This is a genomic window from Candidatus Zixiibacteriota bacterium (genome assembly GCA_026397505.1).
GTDB lineage: Bacteria > Zixibacteria > MSB-5A5 > GN15 > PGXB01 > JAPLUR01.
Genome location: JAPLUR010000113.1, coordinates 24,016 through 45,791 on the forward strand (window position 1 = coordinate 24,016; position 21,776 = coordinate 45,791).

Below are 21,776 nucleotides of genomic sequence, written 5' to 3' on the forward strand. Positions count from 1 at the left end.
CAATATGAAAGAGCACGAAAGAATTGCCGGGCTGAAAAAGCGGATCAGGCGCACTCTGAACCGCGAACGGGCGCTCCTCTTTGCCGCCGGCCTCGCCGGAACGGTCATGGGTTTTCTGGTCGTGATGATTGTCCTTTCCCTGCTGGCCGGGGTGGTAGTCATACCGGTATGGGTTAAGATAATTCTACTGGCGACATCAGGGTTGGCACTTCTCTATATCTTCTGGCGGTTGGCTTTCTCCCGCCTGTTCCATGGTTCCGCCGAAACAACGGCGCTGAAACTGGAAAAGAAATTTCCGGACCTGAAAGGACGCCTGATTGCCGCGCTGCAGTTTTCCGAGTCGAAAGAATCGGATCTGGCCGGCTATTCGACCGATTTGATTTATGCCACGCTTCTTCAGGCCGAACAGAAAAGCACCGACCTTAATTTTAACGAGATAATTTCGGCTTATCCTTTCTGGCACAATCTGAGGAATCTGGCTCTGACCGGCGCGGCGGCCCTGCTGATGCTGCTTCTATTCCCCGGCCTCTTCAGTTTTTCTTACGAGGTTTATTCCCGCCCGACCGAACTTATCATCCCGCCCCTGGGATATACGCTCAGCACTTATCCGGGCGATTTTACCGCCATCAAGTACCGTGATATCGATATCGGGGCAGTGATAAAAGGGGACAAATTCCCCGATAAGGCTGTGGTTTATTACCGATTCACCGAGGGAAACTGGCAGAAAACCGAAATCAATCTGATCGGAATCGCACATCATCCTTCATCGTTTGGCGACTCGGCACTGATACTCACGACTGTCAAGCAGGCTCGGCGGCCGCTCGAATATTATGTCCGCGCCGGAAGAATTACTACTCCAACCGCTCATATCGAGGTGGTCGATCGTCCGCGTGTGACCGGGATCAAACTTTCGCTCTTCTACCCCGATTATACCGGCCTTGCCCCGGCGGTCATCGATGAAAACGACGGCAACATTTCCGCTGTCCTGGGAACACGGGTTACCATGAAAATCGAGACCAATCTCCCTTCTGTCAAAGCCGAGATGTTATTTGAAGATTCCTCCCGCTCGCCTTTTGAGATAAACGGCCTAACGGCCGAACAATCGTTCCGGGTGGAAAAAGACCGCCGGTATGTAATTCATCTGATGGATAAGCAGAACGAGGTCAACCCCGACCCGATCGAATACAAGATTACGGCTATCCCCGACGATTACCCCGTTATCGAGGTAATCCGCCCCGGCGGTGATATGAATCTCAACGAGGATATGATTGTTCCGCTTCTGCTGCGCATTTCCGATGATTACGGTTTCTCCTCGTTGATTCTGAAGTACAATATCATTTCCGGCGGTAATAAAGGTGAAGAAAAAATCGCCGTGCTTCATTTCTCCGATCGGATCAAAACCGAGGGTGAAATCGATTTCGCCTGGGATATCGAGCCGCTCTACCTTCAGCCCTCCGATTACGTGCAGTATCATTTCGAGCTGGCCGATAACGACCGTATCAGCGGCCCGAAGGTGACCGTGTCGCGGCAGTATATCGCCCGTCTCCCCTCTCTGGATGAGATCATTTCGCAGACCGAGCGGGAGCAGAACCAGAATATCGACCGGGCGGAAGAATCGATGAAGGCGCAGAAGGAACTGGCGGAACGGCTGACAAATATCGCCCGCAAGCTTGAGGAGGAAAAAAACAGCGGCGATAAGAAGCTTGCCTGGCAGCACCAGCAGGAGCTTGAGGAAATCGCCAATAAGCAGGGTGATGTAGAGAAACAGGTTCAGGATGCGGCCAAACAAATGGAAAATCTGGTCAACAAGATGCAGGAAAATCGCGCCACCAGCCGGGAAGTCCTGGAAAAATTGGTGGAAATTCAGAAGCTGTTCGAGGAGATCGCCACTCCGGAAATGCGCGAGACAAGGTTGAAATTGATGGAAGCGCTCAAGAAAATGGATCCCAAACAATTGGAACAGGCGCTTAAAGATTTTCAGCTTTCCCAGCAGGAATTGATGGAGCGGCTGGACCGTACGATCGCCCTTCTTAAGAAAATGAAAATCGAGCAGAAGGTTAATGCTCTGACCGAGATAGCCAGGGAGCTGGCCGCCAAACAGGAGAAGATGAATCAAAATACCTCGGATTCGGCCGCCGAGAAACTCCCCTCACTTGCTCCCGAAGAAAAGAAAGTGAAAGACCAGCTTGATGATCTGAAACGCCAGGCTCAGGAATTGCGGCAGATGCTTAAAGAGACCCCTTACAGCAAGGCCCAGGATGCGGATCAATTCTGCAAGGCGGTGGAGCAGAATGATGCCGGGCAGAATATGGAAAACATGTCTCAGAATCTTTCCGGTAAGAAAAAAGACCCTGCCCTCAATGAAGGCAAGCAGGCCCTTTCCAAACTTCTTTCGATGCTCGATTCCATGCAGAAGGGTCAGGCCAGCATGTGTCAGGGGGGCGACAGTGAAATTGCCGGCAAGATGCGCGAGGCGATTGATGATATCAACTACCTTTCCGACAATCAGGAGGTTTTGATCGACCAGGCGGCGATGATTCAGGGTCAATCCGAGGTCCTTCGCGATCTGGCCGCGCAGCAACAGGTTTTGAAAGAATCGGTGGGCGGGCTGGCCCGAAGAATCGTCGAAATGGGGAAAGAGTCTCCTTTTATCGCCGCGGAATTGGATAATCTTGTCCAGAAGGCTATGGCCAATATGGACCTTTCGATCGACAAGTTTACCAACCGCTTCGGAGCCGAGGGAGGCACTTATCAGCAGGAGGCGCTCTATAATCTCAACCGGGCGGCGGTTCGGATGCTTGATGCGCTCGAATCTCAAAAAAATTGCAACAAGGGTGGTTCGTGCAATAAGCCGACCCAGAAACTCAACTCCCTCTGCGACCGTCAGGATATGCTGAATCGGAAAACCCAGTCGCAGTGCCAGAACCCAAAAGACTTAAGCCCCGGCGACCGTGAAGCAATGCAGCGCCTTGCCGCCGAGCAGGATGGAATCCATAAATCGCTGGAGCAACTCGAGCAGGAATTCGGCGACAGCCGCGAGGTGCTTGGCCGTCTGGACGCCATCTCGAAAGATATGGAAGAGATCGTCGATCAACTAAGTTCCGGCCCGGTCGGTCAGGAGACATTGGAGCGTCAGCTTAAAGTGTACTCCCGCATGCTCGATGCCGCCCGCACCATGCAAAGAAAGGATTTCACCGAACAGCGCAAAGCTGAGACCGGAAAAGATATTCTGCGCAATTCGCCGCCGGCTCTATCGGGCGATCAGCTTCAGGGCGGACTTAAGGTTGAGGATAAATTGCGGCAATTTCTCGATGAAAGCTATCCCCCCGAATATGAACAGCATATAAAAGCCTATTTTAAGGCCCTCCTCGAGAAAACCGAATCCGCTCCGGCCACCCCAGATTATGAAAATAAGTAAAGCAATTCTATTTCTTTTGGGAATATGGGTCGCTCTGGGCGTACCGATTGTGGCGGCTCAGTCGGAGCCGATGCAACCTCCTACCCGCATCCTCCCCGGCGACAGCCAATCGGTCATTTCCGGCCGGGATGGCCGGCTGGCCGTAGTTCGGCAGCTTATCGCGCAGGGGGCTTATATCAGCGCCATTAATCTGCTCGAAACTTACTACGCCGAGGAGCCGGATAACGAAACCCTGGTCGATCTCATGTTGAACTGCTATGGGGCGCTCAAAGACAATGCCAGAGCGGAAGCTTTATTGCGCGACCGATTAGCCCGAAAACCATCGGATTATAGAAATCAATATCTGTTGCTTGATCTCTATCTCCGGATGGGCGCCGACTCCCTTATTGACGAACAAGTCAGGGAGACGGAACGGCTTTTCCCCGACAATCCTGATATCGTTTACTCCACGTTGCATCTACTCATCAACTACGGCGAAGGGGACCGGGCCTTGAAATTGATTCAGGAAAAACGAAAGGAATTCAAAAATAATAACCTTTTTGGCCTTGAGATGGCCTCCCTACTGGAGATGAAGGGGGCCTATTATGATGCTGTTCTGGAATGTTTCCGGGGACTGGGAAACGATACCGCCAAGGCACGGGATGTTGACCGCAAGATTGCCGGGATGATCCGGTTACAGGGGGCACCGCCGGAAGTGATTCGGGGGCTAAAGACGGTTCTCGATTCCGTGCCGAATAAAATTCCGGCCCTGAGGATGCTCAATGAGGCTTATATAAAGAATAATCAGTATGCCGAGGCCTACAATGTCACGATCCTTCTTGATTCGCTCACACAGAGCGACGGGCGCGAGCTTTTTATATACCTGCGGCAATGCCGCGAAAGAAAATTGTATGAACAGGTGCTGAAAACGGCGGAATATATCGACCGCAAGTATGCCTCCAATTGGTCACTATCGGAATATAAATTCTACTATGCCGAGGCGCTGGCCGGGGTGGGACGCTTTCCGCAGGCGATTGCCCAATATAAAGAGATCGCTGCCAGGTACCCGCAACCCAGAGATCAGGCCGAAGCGATGTTGGAGACGGGAAATATCTATCGCTATAACCTTCGCCAATACGATTCGGCCCGCGTCTATTATCGGATCGTCTCCTCGGCTTTTGCCTTTTCCTCTTATAATGTTCGGGCTGCCCTGGAAATGGCCAAAATGCTCCTGGTAGAGGGAAAGCTCGATTCGGCGGAAGCCGCTTTCCTGAATCTGCAGCGAGAACGGATCAAAACAGAAGAGAGGGAATTCGCCGACTATGCCGTGGCCATGATCCTGCTCTTTCGGCATCAGTTCGATGAGGCAAATATCGCTTTCAGGAAAGTTATTGAAACCTATCCTCGCGGTTTCTATGTCAATGATGCTCTGGTCAACAGCCTGATTATTGGTGAGGCATCGGGTTCCGCCCCCGATGTGCTGACCCCTTATGCCGAGGCCCTCTTTTTCGAAAATCGTTTGATGCCCGATTCGGTCGAAAACCGCCTTCAGGCAATAGTTGCCGTTGGGGAATCCCCTCTTTCCGGCCCGGCAATTTACAAACTCGCCCAATTCTATATCGGACAGGGGGATACACTAAGGGCGCTTGGGACGATCGATGAAGCCGAGAAGCTGTACCCCCAGAACTACTTCTTTCCCTATTGTTTGAAGCTCAAAGGAGATATCTTTTTCGGCAAAATAGACGGCAAAAAGCAGGCGGCCGAAATCTATAAAACGCTTCTGGAGAAATTCGGCAACTACCCCTTTGTGGGCGAAGTGCGATTGAAACTCCAGGAGTTGGAAGGGTATCGCCTTCCGGGATAACGATTAATATTCAGCCGGCGTTTTCTCCCGCTCTGTTTTGATAGCCCGCAACTCTGATTCCAGACTCCCAATTCGATTTTCGTAGCTTTCGATCTTTCGCGCTTTCATCTTGGTGGTTGTCCTGACCAGGAGACCAAGCGAAATAAACATAAAAAGGACCGAATTGATTTGCCGGAAAATCTCTCCATAATTGAAAAGAGAATCCAGGAAGGCGGCTATGCCCAAGAGAAACAACATTGTACACCAGATAAACATATTACCTCCAATAAACCTATCTCCCGGGGGATAAACAGGTTCAGAAAAATGTTGTGAATTCTGTTATTCTTCTTATATTTGTGCCAATATTTTCAGAATTTGTATAATTTTCAGGCTCTTCCTGTATATCGGAAGGTCTGTCTTGAGCTTTAGGAGGAAGATTGGAGATTAAACGATACTTGCCCGGAGAAGGTTTTGACCGGACCAACGCCATCATTGCCGGTCTGGTCTTCCTTTTCAGTTTTGTCATTTATAGAATGACAGTTGCGCCGACTCTTTCTTTCTGGGACTGCGGGGAATTTATCGCCTGCGCTTATACTCTGGGCGTCCCGCATCCTCCGGGTTGGCCGCTATTTGTCGTTCTGGGGAGAGTAATCTCTGTCCTCCCTATTGCCGCCGATATCTCTTTCCGCATAAACATGCTTTCCGTGATAGGCTCCGCCTTTGTCGCTTTCTTCGGCTATCTGTCGGTGGTTCGGATGATAAAATATTGGTATGCCAATACCGAATTTGACGGCTGGAAGCGCGTCATTGCTTACCTCGGTGGCACCATTGGCGCTTTTTTTATGGCCTTCTCTGCCTCGCACTGGGGCAATGCCGTGGAGGCCGAGGTCTTTGGCATCTCGATGATGCTGATGACGATGATTCTATGGTTGCTGCTTTTATATTATGAACATCGCGACACGCCCAAAGGAAATCGAATAATAATTTTGGCCTGCTATCTGGGCATGCTCAGCGTGGCCGCCCATCTGGCCACTTTTCTGATCATCCCGGTGGCGGCGATTTTCTTTATCCTCAAAAAAGATGCCCCGCCCAGAGCCTGGGTGGCCCTTTGTGCCTTTTTTGTGGCCGAATTGCTGGCCATTATCATGGTCTCCAATGGGCGCGGCGGATTCCCGGCCTTCATTGCCCTTTCGATCATATTCCTGACCATCGTGGCAATCATGGTTTACCGTCATATCAACTGGCCGATCCTGATCGGTATCGCCGCCTTCTCCATGATTATGATCGGATTCTACGAGTTCCTTTTTGGAATAATCGGCGGTTCACTCGTGCTTTTGCTGGCCGCTTATTTCTTCCGCCAATCGGAATGGCGAACCGGTATCATAATTATTCTTGTGGCCGTGATTGGTTTTTCTTTCCATCTGCTCATTCCCATCCGTTCCGCGCTCGACCCGGAAATCGATATGAATAAAACCTCCCGGAGCTTTAAGTCCTTTGTCGATTTCCTGGACCGCAAGCAGTACGGCCGACAATCGATGGTGGACCGCATGTTCGAACGGCGCGGCACCTGGTCGCATCAATTCGGACGGCATGCCAATATGGGCTTCTGGAGCTATTTCGAAGACCAGTACAGCAATCCCAAAGTCTTCGGCCTGCTTTTCCTGATGGGACTTTTCGGAGTCGTTTTCATGATCCGGAAGAAAATGGAGATCGGCCTGCCGTTTCTGATCTTCCTTCTCCTGGCGACGGTGGGGTTGGTTCTTTACATGAACTTCGCCGACGGTATCAAATACAATGAGCGGACAGGTGATGCCTATCTTGAGGTGAGAAACCGGGATTATTTCTTCACCCCGGCCTTCATCTATTTTGGCCTCGCCATCGGGATAGGGGCCGCCGCCCTGATGGAATGGGTACGTGCCAAAACCGCAAGCGCCCGGCCGGCGGCCTATCAAAGACCGGCCATGCTGGCCATGTCGCTGATGATCTTCCTCCCTTCGCTGGCTCTGGCGCATAACTATTTCACGAACGACCGTTCCCGAAATTATTACCCTTACATTTACGCTTATAATATTCTCCAGACATGCGAAAAGGACGCCATACTCTTCACATCCGGTGATAACGATACTTTCCCCTTATGGTGCGTACAAGCGGTGTATGGCCTCCGTAAAGACGTTCATGTGGTCAATCTTTCCCTTTTCAATACCGACTGGTACGTGGCCCAAATGAAAGATCACGGGGTGCCGTTATCGCTCACGGACGACCAGATATACTGGTATCCTTTTGACTACGATGGCGAGGAGATCATGCGGCCGAAAGAGACGTTCTATGACCGTCCGCGGAAACGGAAAACCTATTTGATTCCTCTCCCCTATGAGGGAAGAGTGATGAAACTTCAGGACATGCTGATGGATGACGTGGTCCTGACCAACAACTGGAAAAACCCCGTTTATTTCTCCTCGGAGCCGTATGCCGAATCGCCGCTCAAGCTGCGCGACCTGTCGATTGCCGACGGTATGCTTTATAAGATGGTGAAAAATCCGCCGGGGCGCAAAATTGACGTCGAAAGCGGCCATCGGCTGTTCACCGAAGTCTATAAATATGACGGCCTGAATGATCCCACCATATTTCGGGATGAAAACGCCTCGGGAGTCATGCTCACGCTGGGATTCAATGCTCTGAGAATATATGATGAATTCCAGAGAACCGGGCAGAAAGAAAGGGGTCTGGAGATGCTTCATTTCATTGTCGATAAATACCCCGAATTTTTCCAGGCTTATGTCACCCTTTCCCAGGAATATAAGAAGGATGGCGATACGGCTAAAGCCGACAGCGTCCTCGCCGGTATGGAGCGGACACTGGCCGATTTGCACCGGAGAAATCCATCCAGCCTCTTTTACATCCAGGATCTGGGGCTGGCGAAATATTATCGCGGCGATGTTGAGGGCGGGTTGGCCCTGCTGTGGGAGGCTTTCGATGCCAATCCCAACAGCGCCTATGCCTATCGCAAGTTAATGCAGGTTCTCTTTGATACCAAGCGATCTTCGGAGATAATCAAGGCCACACAGATGTACGCCGCTTATAAGATTAATCTGAGCGATCCCCTGGTACGGTCGGTTCTGGATATGTCCCAGCCGCCCGCTCCACAGGGAGCACCGGGCGGTGAAATACCCACCGGGCCTTAAGAACCCGGGCATATCTCTTTCAATCCCGGTGACGATGGAAATGAATATCGCCACCGGGATTCTTTTATGAATGCGCGAGTTCCCCAAGGCGCCGCACAATAATGGATTGACATTAACCGCCCGGCACGGTTAATTCCTCGGCATGGCAATTCTGATATATACGCTTCTCTGTCTTATCTGGGGTTCAACCTGGATGGCCATAAAGGTCGGATTGGAGGATTCTCCGCCGCTCTGGTCGGCCGGGCTCCGTTTTGTGATTGCCGGCCTGATGGTTCTTGTAATCAGCCGGTTTCGAAGCGCCAAATTCCCCCGCTCCTGGAAAGAATTAGGGAAAGTGGCCATACCCGGCATATTCATGTATGGTCTCAGTTATATGCTTGTCTATCGGTCGGAGGTTTACATCGATTCGGCTCTGACGGCCGTTCTCTTTGCTTCCTTTCCCTTTTTTGTGGCCGGCATTTCTCATTTCATGCTGCGCGAGGAATCTCTCAACCTTTGGGGATGGGTCGGTCTGGTAATCGGCTTTCTGGGTACCGCCGTTGTCTCCTACGACTCTCTGCTCCAGTCCAGATTTGTTTTTCTGGGAACACTGCTTGTCCTTCTGGCCGCAGCCGCCTCGGCCTACGGGACAGTTTACATTCGCGCCCGTCTCAAGGAATATGATATTGCCGTCATGGCCTCCATCCAGATGATTCTGGGCGCTCTTATTATTGTTTTGACTGCTTTCATTTTCGAGCCGCTGAATGCTTTCCGGATAACTTTCAAATCGGTCACCGCCTTGTTTTATCTTGCCGTATTCGGCACCGTCGTGGCTTTTCTCGGATACTACTGGCTGCTGAAAAGACTGCGCGCTATTATTGTCTCCCAGATCGGATTCATAACTCCGATCATTGCACTTATCCTGGGATATTTCTTCATGTCCGAGAGATTATCATTTCGGGCCGGGATTGGATCGCTTCTAATTCTGGCCGGGGTCTTTCTGGTTGTCAGAAGAGGGAGCAAATGAAACGATTCATTCAAAGACATCCCCTCTGGACCTGCCTGACAGTGGCGCTGCTTCTGCGTCTCATAGCGGTAGTCTATTCCAAAGGATACATGGCTTCGGATGACCATTACGAAACCGTCCAGGTTGCTTATGACGGCATCCAATCGGGACTGCTCAACGAAGACGGCCTGTTGAAGTGGAATGCCGTCCAGCCGGGTGATATCGGCCGCTCGCCGCTCTATGTGCTCTTTCTGTATACCCAGATGACCGTGCTCAAAGCGCTTGGAATAGAGAATCTCGACGGCATGATGTACTTCGTCAGAGCGGTGCATGCGATTCTTTCTCTCCTGACCGTCTGGTTCGGCTATAAATATGTCCATCGGGCGACCGGGAAAAGCAATTATGCCCTGCTGGCCGGGATGATACTGGCCGGGCATTTTCTGATGCCCTATCTCTCGGTGCGAAACCTGATCGAGCAGGTCTCCGCTGACTTCTTGCTTCCGGCACTCTTCTTTGCCTGGAAAGGCACGGAGGAAAATGACAGCCGCCTGATGATTGTTTCCGGTTTGCTGGCCGGCCTAAGCTGGATGATACGCTTCAATGCCGCTCTGGCGGTGATAATGATCCCCTGGGCTGCATGGTATCTGACCCGGAACATCCGCCCGGCGCTTTATTTTGCTTCCGGTCTGCTGGCGATGTTTCTTTTCAGCGGCACGCTCGATATGATATATCTGGGCGGCTTCGGGCGATCGACCATTAATATTCTCAGCAGCGTCATCTATCCGCCCGGCGCTCCGCCGATTCCGCAGCCGTTCTGGACTTATGCCGTACTTGTCCTGGCCGTCCTCATCCCGCCTTTCTCCTTCTACTTCATCTTTTCCTTTTTCCGCAGGAGAATCGTTGCCCGGCATCTCATAATCTTTTCGGCGGCGGCGCTATTCTTTATCGCACATAGTTTCATCAGACATAAGGAAGAGCGCTTTCTTATCCCCATCTTTCCTCTGCTCATCGTCATGGGAACCATCGGCCTGGAAAGCTGGCTTTCCGGGAATCGGATTGCCCCCGTTCATCGCCGCCTGTTCAAGATTTCAGGTATTGCCGCTCTCGTGATCAATATCGCCCTGCTGGCCGTCTTCACAGTACATTATGGGCACAAAGGTTCGGTGGAGCCGTTTGTCTATCTGTCCAAACAACCAGATGTCAGAAATCTCTTGATTGACCGCACCGAACGGAACAATCTGGTCCCCTATGCTTACGCCGGTTTTTCCAGTCCGGTCCCGATAAAAATAGAAAATTGGGAAATGCTCGGCCCCTCCAACCGTTTCTATTATAAATTCGATTCCATAAACTATTTCGTCATCTTCACCGACACCGCCTTGAGCCGCCACCTGGATACACTGGTCGATCACTTCGGGCCGATGAAAGAGGTTTTTCACGCCACGCCCTCGGCTCTGGATCGATTGCTTCATTTAATGAATCCGGCGCACAATTTCACCAATGAATCATGGGTTTTCAAGAAGGATTAAAGATGGACACTTTTTCCCTGATGGGAGTTGCTTTTTACGGATGGTTTTATATATTGGGCCATCGCCTCGACAAGTAGTTTTGAGAGATTATGGCTCGATTTACCGGTTTATCAGCGGCACAGTTAAAAGCACTGCTCTTTTTCTCGGGAGTTCTGTTTGTCTTCTCCCTGAGCCGCTTTGCCGGAAGTTATGAAACAATCGGCACTGTCGGCGCGGAACCTCTGCATCCCGTGCCGACCGAGGCAAAACATCACGATACCATCATTAAAGTCAATCTTAACCTATCCCCCGCAGATTCGCTCCAACTTCTTCCCGGCATTGGACCGGCCCTGGCCGAACGTATCGTCTCATTTCGCGACAGCGCCGGGCCTTTTGAAAAGCCGGAAGATATAATAAAGGTCAAAGGGATTGGCAACCGCATGTATGAAAAAATCCGCCCTTACGTTGAGGTGACGCCATGGTAGAATTACGCGCCCGACGTTATGGCGGCGACCCGGTCGGTTCGCATCTTCAGTTGGCTCGCCGTTCCTCCGAGTCCGGGAAATTCCAGATTGATTTCCTCGGCGAATTTGACCTGGGGCAGGACCTTCGCAAGCAGTTCGGCGAAGAGGGGGATTTCCACTTCTCGGTATATGAGAAAGATGCCATTATCACTTCGGTGCAAATCCCAAAAGACAGCACTCTCGATCCGGAAAAACTGGCGCTGTTTGAATTTACCTCGACTCTGCTCGATGATTCCGACCGGTACTTTCTGGAAACTTATCCCCTCAACGGCGATCTTGAAAAGCTGGCGGTGGCGTACAATCGCGAACTGATAGGTGAAAAAATATCGCTGCTGGAGCAGCAGTTGACCCGGCCGGCCGGTTTCCGGCTCCGCTCACTGGCGCTGGCCGCCGGTTATAAGCACTTTTGCCGGCCCGAGGGAGGCGAGCTTATCTCTCTTATTGATATCGGCCCCGGCTATACTTCATACTGCTTTATGGAAAGCGATCTCCCGGTTTCGGTCGGCGGCATGGAATCATCACCTCCGGTAATGGAAAGCGACACGATCGGTATAAACGGTTATCTGGCAGATCTGGTTGCCACCATCGCTTTCCGGCGGATGCTTCTTTTCAATGCCGGCCACACCGCGCCGCTATCGTTGATACTTCTCACCGGAACCATGGCCGATTTATCTCTGGCCGGAAAGATAAGCGAGGCGATGCATCTCAGGGCGGCGCTTCCCGAACCCAAAACAGAACAATTCGCCCCGGAATTGGCCTCGCTGGCTTGCCAGTATCTGGTCAGTCTCGGGCTTACGGTTGATCTCTAATGCGTATCACCGGCGGCATATACCGAGGGCGGCTTCTGAAATCCACTCCCGGCCTGGAGGCTCGGCCGACCACCGACAAAGTCCGCCAGGCGATTTTCAATATTCTCATGAATGATATCGAGGATAAACGTGTCCTCGATATTTTTGCCGGATCGGGTGCGCTGGGTATCGAGGCTCTCTCGCATGGTGCGCAATCGGCGGTGTTTATCGAAATTGCTCATCAGCAGGCCGAAGCAATCAGACGAAATCTGAAAGGGCTGGAACTGATTGAGGAAATCATTCAGGCCGACTATATCAAAGCTTGCCGCCATCTTTCCGAACGGGGAGAGCAATTTGATTTGATATTCGCCGACCCCCCCTATGACAGATTTGCTCCCCAAGAGATCATCCAGACCGTTCTTCAATATAACTTGCTTGCGCCTGATGGATTCCTTATTATTGAGCATCGTTCCGGCGCTGCGACCGAAAGCGACAGAATGATTATCTTGAAAAACAGGAAATTCGGCCAGACTGAGGTGACATTTTATGCCCACAAAGAAACATAAAACCGCCAAGACCGCGATCTATCCCGGGACTTTCGACCCTATCACCAACGGACACCTTTCCCTGGTGGAACGAGCGTCTCCCCTGTTTGATAATCTCATTGTAGCGGTCGCCGAAAACGCCGGCAAAGACCCCTTTTTTACTCACCAGGAAAGATACCAACTGGTCAAAGCCAGCCTTAAAGGGATGAAGAGGGTTAAGGTGATAAAATTTACCGGCCTTCTGGCGGAACTGGCCCTGCAGTACAACGCCTGCGCCATAGTTCGTGGTTTGCGGGCGGTCTCCGATTTCGAATATGAATTCCAGATGGCCCTGATGAATAGAAAGCTTGTACGCACGGTGGAAACGGTCTTCCTGATGCCGTCACTGTCGTGGGTGTACCTGTCGTCGACTATTGTCAAAGATGTCGCTTCCAATCGCGGCGTTATCAGAGGGTTGGTTCCCCTGCCGGTGGCCGAAGCGATCCGGAAGAAAATGAACAACAAACGAAAGAAATAACATTGCCATGAGTGATAAACCCGAACATAATTCCGAAAGTACCGAACCGCAGATTCCTCTTGATGAATTAATCGAGATCCGGCGGAAGAAAATTGCCGATTTCCGGAATGAAGGAATCAATCCTTACCCTTACCGCTATGACCGGACGCACATCATAGCGGAAACGCTGGCCGCCTTTGACCAACTGGCCGCCGCCGAAACAAGTATCCGGCTGGCCGGACGGATCATGCTCAAAAGGAAAATGGGCAAATCAATCTTCGCCGATATCCACGACCTCTCCGGGAAGATACAGGTTTATCTTAAAATCGATATCGTGGGCGAGAAGAACTTCTCCCTCTTTGACCGTCTCGATTTGGGTGATATTGTCGGCGCCGAGGGAATTCTCTTTGTCACGCGCACAGGCGAAAAGACACTTAAGGTGCATCAGTTTGAGCTCCTCGCCAAATCGCTTCATCCTCTTCCCGATAAACATGCCGGCCTGGTCGATAAAGAGATGCGTTACCGCCGCCGTTACGCCGATTTGATTGTCAATCCCGAGGTGCGTCAGACTTTCGCGCAGCGAAGCCGCATCATCAAATCGATTCGCGAGTTTCTGGACAGCCGCGGTTTTCTCGAGGTGGAAACGCCAATTCTGCAGCCGCTTTATGGCGGCGCCGCCGCCCGGCCGTTTATGACTCATCATAACACGCTCGACTATGACCTGTACCTCCGAATCGCCGATGAGTTGTATCTCAAGCGTCTTATTGTCGGCGGCTTTGAAAAAGTCTGGGAGTATTGCAAAGATTTCCGCAACGAGGGGATGGACCGCCTGCATAATCCCGAATTCTCCATGATAGAGCTGTACTGGGCCTACGCCGATTATAATGATATCATGGTCCTCCTGGCCGACCTGTTCCGCAAAGCGGTGTTTGATCTGCACGGTAAATACAAAATACCCTATGAAGAATACGAGATAGATTTTGAACCTCCGTTCAAAGTAGTCTCCATGATTGATGCCGTCAAAGAAACCACCGGTACCGACCTTCTGCCGCTCGATTACCGGGCCGCCCGGGCGAAAGCCAGAGAAGCCGGGATTGACTCGGAAGGTCTGATCAATTGGGGAAAAGTGGTGGAGGCGTTCTTCGAGCATTTCGTGGAACCGAAATTGATTCAGCCGACCATAATCAAGGATTTCCCGCGCGAGATTTCCCCTCTTGCGAAAGGGCATCGCGATAACCCGTGCCTGAGCGAACGATTCGAGCTGTTTATTGCCGGGCTCGAAATGGGGAATGCCTTCTCGGAATTGAACGACCCCGAGGATCAGAGACAGCGCTTCATGGATCAACTGGCCCAGCGGCAGGCCGGTGATGAGGAAGCGCAGCAGTACGATGAAGATTATGTCACGGCCCTTTCTTACGGCATGCCCCCGACCGGCGGGCTGGGGTTCGGTATCGACCGGATGATCATGCTTCTGACCAACAGCCATTCGATACGGGATGTGATATTCTTCCCGCAGATGCGCCCGGAAAAGGCAGTTACCGGCACTATCGATACATCTTTTAGTGCAAGTCGACCTGATAATGAGAGTAAGAGCTAATGAACGATGTCATAAGGACAATATAAGATACAGCTATGTACTATGAACGCTTCATAGCCGGCCGGTATCTCCATTCCGGCCGTTTTTTTACCTCGGTTTCCACCTGGATAACCACCCTCGGGGTGACTCTGGGCGTGGCCGTGGTCTGCTTTGTCATGTCGATGCACAACGGCTTCGAATCGGAACTGCGAAAACGGCTGCTCGGCACCACCTCGCATATAACCATCTTCCCCCGCGATTCCATGACCATTCACGATTACCGCGATCTGATTGCCCGGGTCGAGAAAATCCCTTCGGTTGTCGCCGCCTCCCCTTTTATCTATTATAAAGCTGCCATTTCCTCCGCCTCGTCAGGTGACGGTATCGTCATTCGGGCGATCAATCCCGATGAAGAAAAGCGCACCTCCAATATCGCGGACGACATTATCAAAGGGAAATATTCCTTTGACTTGCCTTCAGCCGCCGATACCTCCGAGGGCGCCTCGGGGATGCTGATGGGGGCCATTCTGGCCGACCGGATGGGGGTCAATCTCGGCGACCCGGTCGTACTTTATTCTCTCCGGGGCGAGGATCTTCGCCGCTCCAGCCGACCGCGCGTGGCCAAATTCTATATTTCCGGCATTTTTGAAACCGGCATGTATGAATTTGACGCCGAACTGGCCTATATATCACTGGCGTCGGCTCAGAGATTATTTCAAATGGATGATGAAGTCACCGCGGTTCACCTGAAATTAACCGATATATATCTGGCCAATAAAGTGGACACCCTTATCAGAAATGCCATCGGTTACGGTTATGATGTTGTCCCATGGAATGTTTTGCACAAAAATCTCTTTACCTGGATTGCTCTGGAAAAGAAAATTTTGTTCATAGGCTTTATCTTAATCGTCCTGGTGGCCGCTTTCTCCATCATATCAGCGCTGGTCATGCTGGCGATGGAGAAACGTTCCGAAATCGGGATTCTCAAGACTATCGGCTCGACTCCGGCTTCGGTTCGCAGGATTTTTATATACAACGGCTTAGTTGTTGGCGGAATAGGCATTATCATTGGCTGGGGGCTGGCTTTGGGGGCAGCCTGGATTCAGAATAAGTATGCGCTGATTTCGCTTCCGCCCGATCTCTATTTTATTAGCTATCTCCCGATTGAGGTGCACCCGCTCGATTTTGTCTTTGCCGGGATAATTACAATTATAATCTGTTTTCTGGCGGCACTCTACCCGGCGCAACAGGCGGCGCGGCAATCGGTGATAGATGTTTTGAGACAATAACCTGCTGAAAATAGAAGAGTTAGCTAAATTATTTGACGAATCTGGCGAAAATAAGTATATAGATTATGACAGCATTATCAGGGAGTGAATCTGAATTGGAAGCAACCAACGCCAACCATCTCCTGGTGGCAAGGGGGGTCTGCAGGAATTTTGAGACATCCGAAGGAACTCTGGAGGTCCTGAAAGGCGTCGACCTGGCTGTTAATTCGGGAGAAATGGTCGCGGTCGTGGGTGAATCGGGCGTCGGAAAATCGACGCTCCTTCATATTTTGGGCGGGCTCGACCGGCCGACCCGAGGCACACTGGAAATAAGCGGCGAACCGCTCCTCAAGAAAAGTGAGGCGGAACTGGCCGTTTTCCGGAACAGCCATGTTGGATTTGTGTTTCAGCATCACTACCTGATGGAGGATTTTACGGCGGTCGAAAATGTGATGATTCCGGCTCTCATTTCCGGCAAAAACCGCCGCAAAGCGACGGCCATGGCGGAACAACTTCTTGCCGAGGTTGGTTTAGCAAGTAGGTTGAAGCACCGGCCAAGACAGTTATCGGGTGGTGAGCAGCAGCGGGTAGCGGTGGCCAGAGCGTTGGTCAACAGACCGGAGGTGGTTATTGCCGATGAACCCTCGGGTAATCTGGATATTAAGACCGGCGAAAAGCTGCACCGATTGCTCTGCGATTTAAACGAAACCCGCGGGACCACTTTCCTGATAGCGACGCATAATTTGGAATTGGCCAAAAGCTGCCGCAGAATTGTAAGATTAGAGGATGGCCTCATGCATGAGGTCACCGAAAAATAGGTAATTACTATGGTTTGCCAGGATTGTAAGAAACAACAGGCGACAGTTCACCTGACACAGATTGTCAACAACGAGAAAATGGTTCTCTCGTTGTGTAAAGACTGCGCCGCCAAGCGTGGATTTCATTCCCCGCTGGATAATGTCCCTTTTCCGCTGGCGGAGATTCTCTCGGGCATAATTCAGCAGCAGTTCCCGCAGAAAACCGAGCCGACCGTGGATATCAGATGCCCCCACTGCGGTCTGACATTCGAGGAATTCACCCATCAGGGAAGATTCGGCTGCGGCGAATGCTATCGTGCCTTTCGTCCCCAACTGGAGACTATCATGCGGAGAATACACGGCTCCTCGCTGCATAAAGGGAAATTGCCCGCCTCCGGCACCAATCAGCCGATTCCGGTCAAAGAGGAGGAGCGCCTTGAGGCGGAACTTAAGAAAGCGATTGATAGTGAAGATTTTGAGCGGGCGGCCGATTTACGGGACAAGTTGAAAAACTTCCGAGAACAATACATGGCTCCGAAGAGCGGAGAATAATTGGTATGTTTGAGGATATGGCGGGAAATTTGACCGGCTGGCTTTCGGGCGTAGGGGAGGAGAGCATGGTGGTACTATCCACCCGCGTTCGACTGGCTCGTAATCTGGCCGGATGCATCTACCCCTCGGCGGCCGACAGCGCCACCCGCGAGAAGGTGGTCGGTTATTTTGATTCGGCTTACGGTCACTCCGAGAAACTCGCCGCAGGGAAATTCCATCGCGCCTCGGAGCTTTCGCGGCAGGACCGCGATTTTCTGATCGAACGGCACCTGATGTCGCCGACTTTCATGCAGGATGACGGCGCCGGAGCCCTCTTTGTCGGCCATCAAGAGCAGATTTCGATTATGATCAATGAGGAAGATCATTTCCGCATTCAGGCCCTGACCCCCGGGCTGGCCCCGGAAGAGGCTTTGCGGCTGGCGGGCGAGTTCGACAACGAAATTGGAAAATTCCTTGAATTCGATTACGATTCCGATTTTGGATTTCTCACCGCCTGCCCGACCAATGTCGGCACCGGTATGCGCGCCTCGGTGCTTATTCATCTTCCCGGCCTGGTCATAACCAAGGATATCGACCGAGTCATCGCCAGAATCACCAAGATCGGAGTCGTTGTGCGCGGTTTTTACGGCGAGGGAACCGATGTGCTGGGAAATCTTTTTCAGATTTCCAACCAGACCACGCTCGGCGTCATGGAGAACGATATTCTGGAACTTATTCGCAGCGTGGCGCGTTCCATTATCGAGGATGAGGCTGTTGCGCGTGACCGACTTATGCAGGAGGCTCCCAACCAGATCATCGACAAAATCTGGCGCGCTTACGGCATTTTAAAATATGCCCGGGCACTGACCTCCGAGGAGGTCATGAATCTTCTTTCGGCCCTGAGGCTGGGGGTCGCCATGAACATCATCAATTTCATAGAAGTATCGTCGATAAATGAAATATTGCTTCTCTCGCAGCCGGCTCATTTGCAAAAATATCTTGGAAAAGATTTGAACCCGGACGAGCGTGATGTTGTTAGAGCAGAGATGGTGAGAGAAAAATTGAAGTGATTCAGAACAGAATTGAAAGAAATTGCACTTATAGGAAACTTTGAGAATATCGATGGCTGGGATGTTTACAGAGTTGGCTCGCAAGGCGATTGAATACGCCCGCGATGAAGCCGCCCGGCTTCGTCATGACCATATCGGCACCGAGCATCTCCTGCTGGGGCTGATTCGCCTCGGGGAGGGGCGAGCAGTCGAGATCATCAACAATCTCGGCCTTGATTTAAAGGAGTTAAAGGACTCAATTGAGAAGTCTGCCCAGCCGGCGGGCGGCACGATGACCATGGGCCAGCTGCCTTTGACCGCCCGGGCGAAAAATACGCTTCAGCTTTGCGACGAGGAAGCTCGCGCCCTGGAGTCGGAGGATTTAGACACCGAGCATCTCCTGCTGGCCATGCTCGCAGATGAAAAAACATCAGCGTCCCGAGTGATGTCAAAATATAAAATCACGTATTGGGATGTTTTGGATGAGCTTGAGAATATTCGGAATAAGGAGATTTCTTAATTATAAAAGAAATCGTAATGAATCAAACCAAAGTTGAAAATAATTGTTTATATAGGATGGTGAAATAAGATGAACGAGATGTTTACAGAGTTGGCTCGCAAGGCGATTGAATACGCCCGCGATGAAGCCGCCCGGCTTCGTCATGACTATATCGGCACCGAGCATCTCCTGCTGGGGCTGATTCGCCTCGGGGAGGGGCGAGCAGTCGAGATCATCAACAATCTCGGTCTCGAAATACAGGACCTGAAAGCCTCGGTGGAGGAGGTTGTTCAGCCGGCCGGCGGCACGATGACCATGGGCCAGCTGCCTCTGACCGCTCGGGCGAAAAAGACGCTCGAGGTCTCCGGACAGGAGGCGCGTGCCCTGAAGTCCAAGGACATCGATACCGAGCATATCCTTCTGGCCCTGCTCAAGGATGAAGAGGGAGTGGCGGCGCAGGTACTGTCGATGTACGAAATCGACTATAAAGAAGTTTACGAAGAACTCAAGAATATTCAGAGCGGGAAACCCTCTTCATTTAAGAGGAAACGGAAAAAATCAAAAACCCCGGCGCTGGATCATTTCGGACGCGACCTGACCGAACTGGCCCGCCGCGGGCGTCTTGACCCGATTATCGGCCGGGAGGATGAAATCGAACGAGTCAGCCAGATACTTTCCCGCCGGAAAAAGAACAACCCGGTCCTTATCGGCGAACCGGGCGTCGGCAAGACCGCCATTGCCGAAGGATTGGCGCAGCGCATTGTCGAGGGGAAAATACCCCAGACGCTGGAAAACAAGCGGCTGGTCACTCTCGATATGGCCTCGCTGGTGGCCGGTACCAAGTACCGCGGCCAGTTCGAGGAACGCCTCAAAGCGGTCATGCAGGAGATTATTAATTCCAAGGATGTTATCATTTTCATCGATGAACTGCACACCATCGTCGGCGCCGGCGGCGCCGAGGGTTCGCTCGATGCCAGCAATATTTTCAAACCGGCTCTGTCGCGCGGCGAATTGCAGTGTATCGGCGCCACCACGCTGAACGAGTACCGCAAGTACATAGAGAAAGACGGCGCCCTGGACCGTCGTTTCCAGACGGTCATGGTCGAGGCTCCCTCGACCGAGAATACCGTCCAGATTCTCAAAGGTTTGCGCCATAAGTACGAAGAACATCACAAGCTGGTAATCTCCGATGAGGCGATTGAAGCGTCGGTGAAACTCTCCAACCGATATATCACCGGCAAATTCCAGCCCGATAAGGCGCTTGATGTTGTCGATGAGGCAGGCAGCCGGGCGCACCTGGCCACGTTCGCCAAACCGCGGGAATTCAGCGATATCGAGAACGAAATTACCCGCCTTCAGGAGGAAAAGGAAAAGGCGGTCAAGAACCAGGCTTTCGAACGGGCCGCTCAGCTCCGCGATGAACTGAAATTCAAAAAGGAGAAGCTGGCCGAGATGAAGAAAGACTGGAATGACCAGCGCGATAAACAGCGCACGGTGCTTCGCGAGGAGGATATTGCGGCGGTCGTTTCCAAAATGACCGGTATTCCGCTGTTCCGTCTCGAGGAAAAGGAATCGCGCCGCCTGCTCCGCATGGAGGAGGAACTCAGGAAACGGATTATCGGGCAGGATGACGCGATCCTGTCCATCACCCGCGCCATCCGCCGCGCCCGCGCCGGACTGGGCGACCCGCGCCGTCCCATCGGCTCGTTCATCTTCCTGGGACCGACCGGTGTCGGCAAAACCGAACTGGCCCGCGCTCTGGCGGGGTTCCTGTTCGAAGATTCCGACTCCCTCATCCGTATCGATATGTCGGAGTACATGGAGAAATTTGCCGTGTCGCGCTTGATCGGCGCGCCTCCGGGATATGTCGGATATGAAGAGGGCGGCCAATTGACCGAGAAAGTACGGCGTCGCCCGTACTCGGTAGTGCTGCTCGATGAAATCGAGAAGGCTCATCCGGATGTATTCAATATCCTGCTGCAATTGATGGATGACGGCTCGCTCACCGATTCTTTCGGTCGCCGGGTCGATTTCCGCAACACGGTCGTGATTATGACCTCCAATATCGGCACCCGCCGCATCAAAGACGGCAAAACCATGGGGTTCGGCGCCGAGAAGGAGGATGCCTCGTACGATTCGATGAAAAAGAAAGTCACCGAGGAACTGCGCAAGATGTTCAACCCGGAACTCCTGAACCGCATCGACGAGACGGTAGTATTCCATTCGCTCGACATCGACCATATCAAGCTGATTGTCGATATTCTGGTGGCCGATGTGGCCAAACGTCTGGCCGAAAAAGGTATCAGTTTCGTGTTGACCGACCCGGCGCGCGAATTTTTGGCCCACAATGGGTATGATCCGATGCTGGGTGCTCGTCCGCTTAAACGGGCGATACAGAAGTACCTTGAGGATCCTCTGGCCGAGGAGCTTCTGCGCGGTCAGTTCGCCGGCGACTGCAACCTGAATATCGGCGCCAATGCAGAGAAACTGCTCTTCACTTTCAACGACCGGCCGGCCGTGGACAAAAAGCAGGAGCCGGTCGCCAAGTAGGCATCAGCGCGATATTATAGTATAGATTCAGCCCTGCCCCTTACGGGGGGCAGGGCTTTTTTTGCATTTCTGCCCCAAATACCGGAACAGGCGAGTAACAATGGGTAATATCTTTATAAGTGTGTAAAAACGACAAGAGGTGTATCCTTAAGATTTACAAGCTGATTCAAAAGGAGACACCTAATGTCGTATAACGAGTTAGATTTTAGCAGGAGAAACATAGTCTTTGCGCTTTCGGAAG

General features: G+C 51.9%; 17 protein-coding genes. 16 read left to right on the forward strand and 1 reads right to left on the reverse strand.

Annotated elements, in window-relative coordinates; all coding sequences use genetic code 11:
- Positions 1-4 precede the first annotated feature (4 nt).
- Both NT002_11655 and NT002_11660 read left to right on the forward strand, forming a co-directional pair.
- On the forward strand, positions 5-3,418 hold the full coding sequence (locus tag NT002_11655; GenBank protein MCX6829919.1) for a hypothetical protein: 3,414 nt from the start codon (positions 5-7) through the stop codon (positions 3,416-3,418).
- The gene (locus tag NT002_11660) at positions 3,405-5,261 is read left to right on the forward strand and encodes a hypothetical protein (protein MCX6829920.1); all 1,857 of its coding nucleotides are present in this window, start codon (positions 3,405-3,407) and stop codon (positions 5,259-5,261) included. The genes NT002_11655 and NT002_11660 overlap by 14 nt, the downstream gene beginning before the upstream one ends.
- Before the next feature lie 3 nt (positions 5,262-5,264).
- Here the strand turns inward: NT002_11660 and NT002_11665 are convergent, their stop codons facing one another.
- The gene (locus NT002_11665) at positions 5,265-5,516 is read right to left on the reverse strand and encodes a hypothetical protein (protein MCX6829921.1); all 252 of its coding nucleotides are present in this window, start codon (positions 5,514-5,516) and stop codon (positions 5,265-5,267) included.
- Between the two features lie 161 nt (positions 5,517-5,677).
- Between NT002_11665 and NT002_11670 the strand changes: the two genes are divergently transcribed.
- The 14 genes from NT002_11670 (at position 5,678) to NT002_11735 (ending at position 21,535) form a co-directional block, all read left to right on the forward strand.
- Positions 5,678-8,422, forward strand: coding sequence for a DUF2723 domain-containing protein (locus NT002_11670; GenBank protein ID MCX6829922.1), 2,745 nt, complete (start codon positions 5,678-5,680; stop codon positions 8,420-8,422).
- 142 nt (positions 8,423-8,564) lie between these two features.
- Complete coding sequence (locus tag NT002_11675) at positions 8,565-9,428, forward strand: EamA family transporter (protein MCX6829923.1); 864 nt, start codon at positions 8,565-8,567, stop codon at positions 9,426-9,428.
- Entirely contained in the window at positions 9,425-10,933 is a 1,509-nt protein-coding gene (locus NT002_11680; GenBank protein ID MCX6829924.1) for a glycosyltransferase family 39 protein, read from the forward strand. Before NT002_11675 ends, NT002_11680 begins: the two co-directional genes overlap by 4 nt.
- 89 nt (positions 10,934-11,022) lie before the next feature.
- The gene (locus tag NT002_11685; GenBank protein ID MCX6829925.1) at positions 11,023-11,397 is read left to right on the forward strand and encodes a helix-hairpin-helix domain-containing protein; all 375 of its coding nucleotides are present in this window, start codon (positions 11,023-11,025) and stop codon (positions 11,395-11,397) included.
- Positions 11,391-12,245 carry a hypothetical protein gene (locus NT002_11690; protein MCX6829926.1) on the forward strand — a complete coding sequence of 285 codons (855 nt, stop codon included), beginning with the start codon at positions 11,391-11,393 and terminating at the stop codon, positions 12,243-12,245. Before NT002_11685 ends, NT002_11690 begins: the two co-directional genes overlap by 7 nt.
- Positions 12,245-12,790 (forward strand): 16S rRNA (guanine(966)-N(2))-methyltransferase RsmD, encoded by a 546-nt coding sequence (gene rsmD, locus NT002_11695; protein ID MCX6829927.1) that lies wholly within the window; start codon positions 12,245-12,247, stop codon positions 12,788-12,790. Before NT002_11690 ends, rsmD begins: the two co-directional genes overlap by 1 nt.
- Positions 12,771-13,286, forward strand: coding sequence for a pantetheine-phosphate adenylyltransferase (gene coaD, locus NT002_11700; protein ID MCX6829928.1), 516 nt, complete (start codon positions 12,771-12,773; stop codon positions 13,284-13,286). The genes rsmD and coaD overlap by 20 nt, the downstream gene beginning before the upstream one ends.
- Before the next feature lie 7 nt (positions 13,287-13,293).
- A complete protein-coding gene (lysS, locus tag NT002_11705) occupies positions 13,294-14,862 on the forward strand; it encodes a lysine--tRNA ligase (protein ID MCX6829929.1) in 1,569 nt (522 codons plus the stop codon).
- Between the two features lie 35 nt (positions 14,863-14,897).
- Positions 14,898-16,130 carry an ABC transporter permease gene (locus NT002_11710; protein ID MCX6829930.1) on the forward strand — a complete coding sequence of 411 codons (1,233 nt, stop codon included), beginning with the start codon at positions 14,898-14,900 and terminating at the stop codon, positions 16,128-16,130.
- Between the two features lie 65 nt (positions 16,131-16,195).
- A complete protein-coding gene (locus NT002_11715) occupies positions 16,196-16,927 on the forward strand; it encodes an ABC transporter ATP-binding protein (GenBank protein ID MCX6829931.1) in 732 nt (243 codons plus the stop codon).
- 9 nt (positions 16,928-16,936) lie between these two features.
- Positions 16,937-17,458, forward strand: coding sequence for a UvrB/UvrC motif-containing protein (locus NT002_11720; protein MCX6829932.1), 522 nt, complete (start codon positions 16,937-16,939; stop codon positions 17,456-17,458).
- Between the two features lie 5 nt (positions 17,459-17,463).
- Positions 17,464-18,507 carry a protein arginine kinase gene (locus NT002_11725; protein ID MCX6829933.1) on the forward strand — a complete coding sequence of 348 codons (1,044 nt, stop codon included), beginning with the start codon at positions 17,464-17,466 and terminating at the stop codon, positions 18,505-18,507.
- A gap of 52 nt (positions 18,508-18,559) precedes the next feature.
- Positions 18,560-19,006, forward strand: coding sequence for a hypothetical protein (locus NT002_11730; GenBank protein ID MCX6829934.1), 447 nt, complete (start codon positions 18,560-18,562; stop codon positions 19,004-19,006).
- Between the two features lie 69 nt (positions 19,007-19,075).
- The gene (locus NT002_11735) at positions 19,076-21,535 is read left to right on the forward strand and encodes an ATP-dependent Clp protease ATP-binding subunit (GenBank protein ID MCX6829935.1); all 2,460 of its coding nucleotides are present in this window, start codon (positions 19,076-19,078) and stop codon (positions 21,533-21,535) included.
- Positions 21,536-21,776 lie beyond the last annotated feature (241 nt).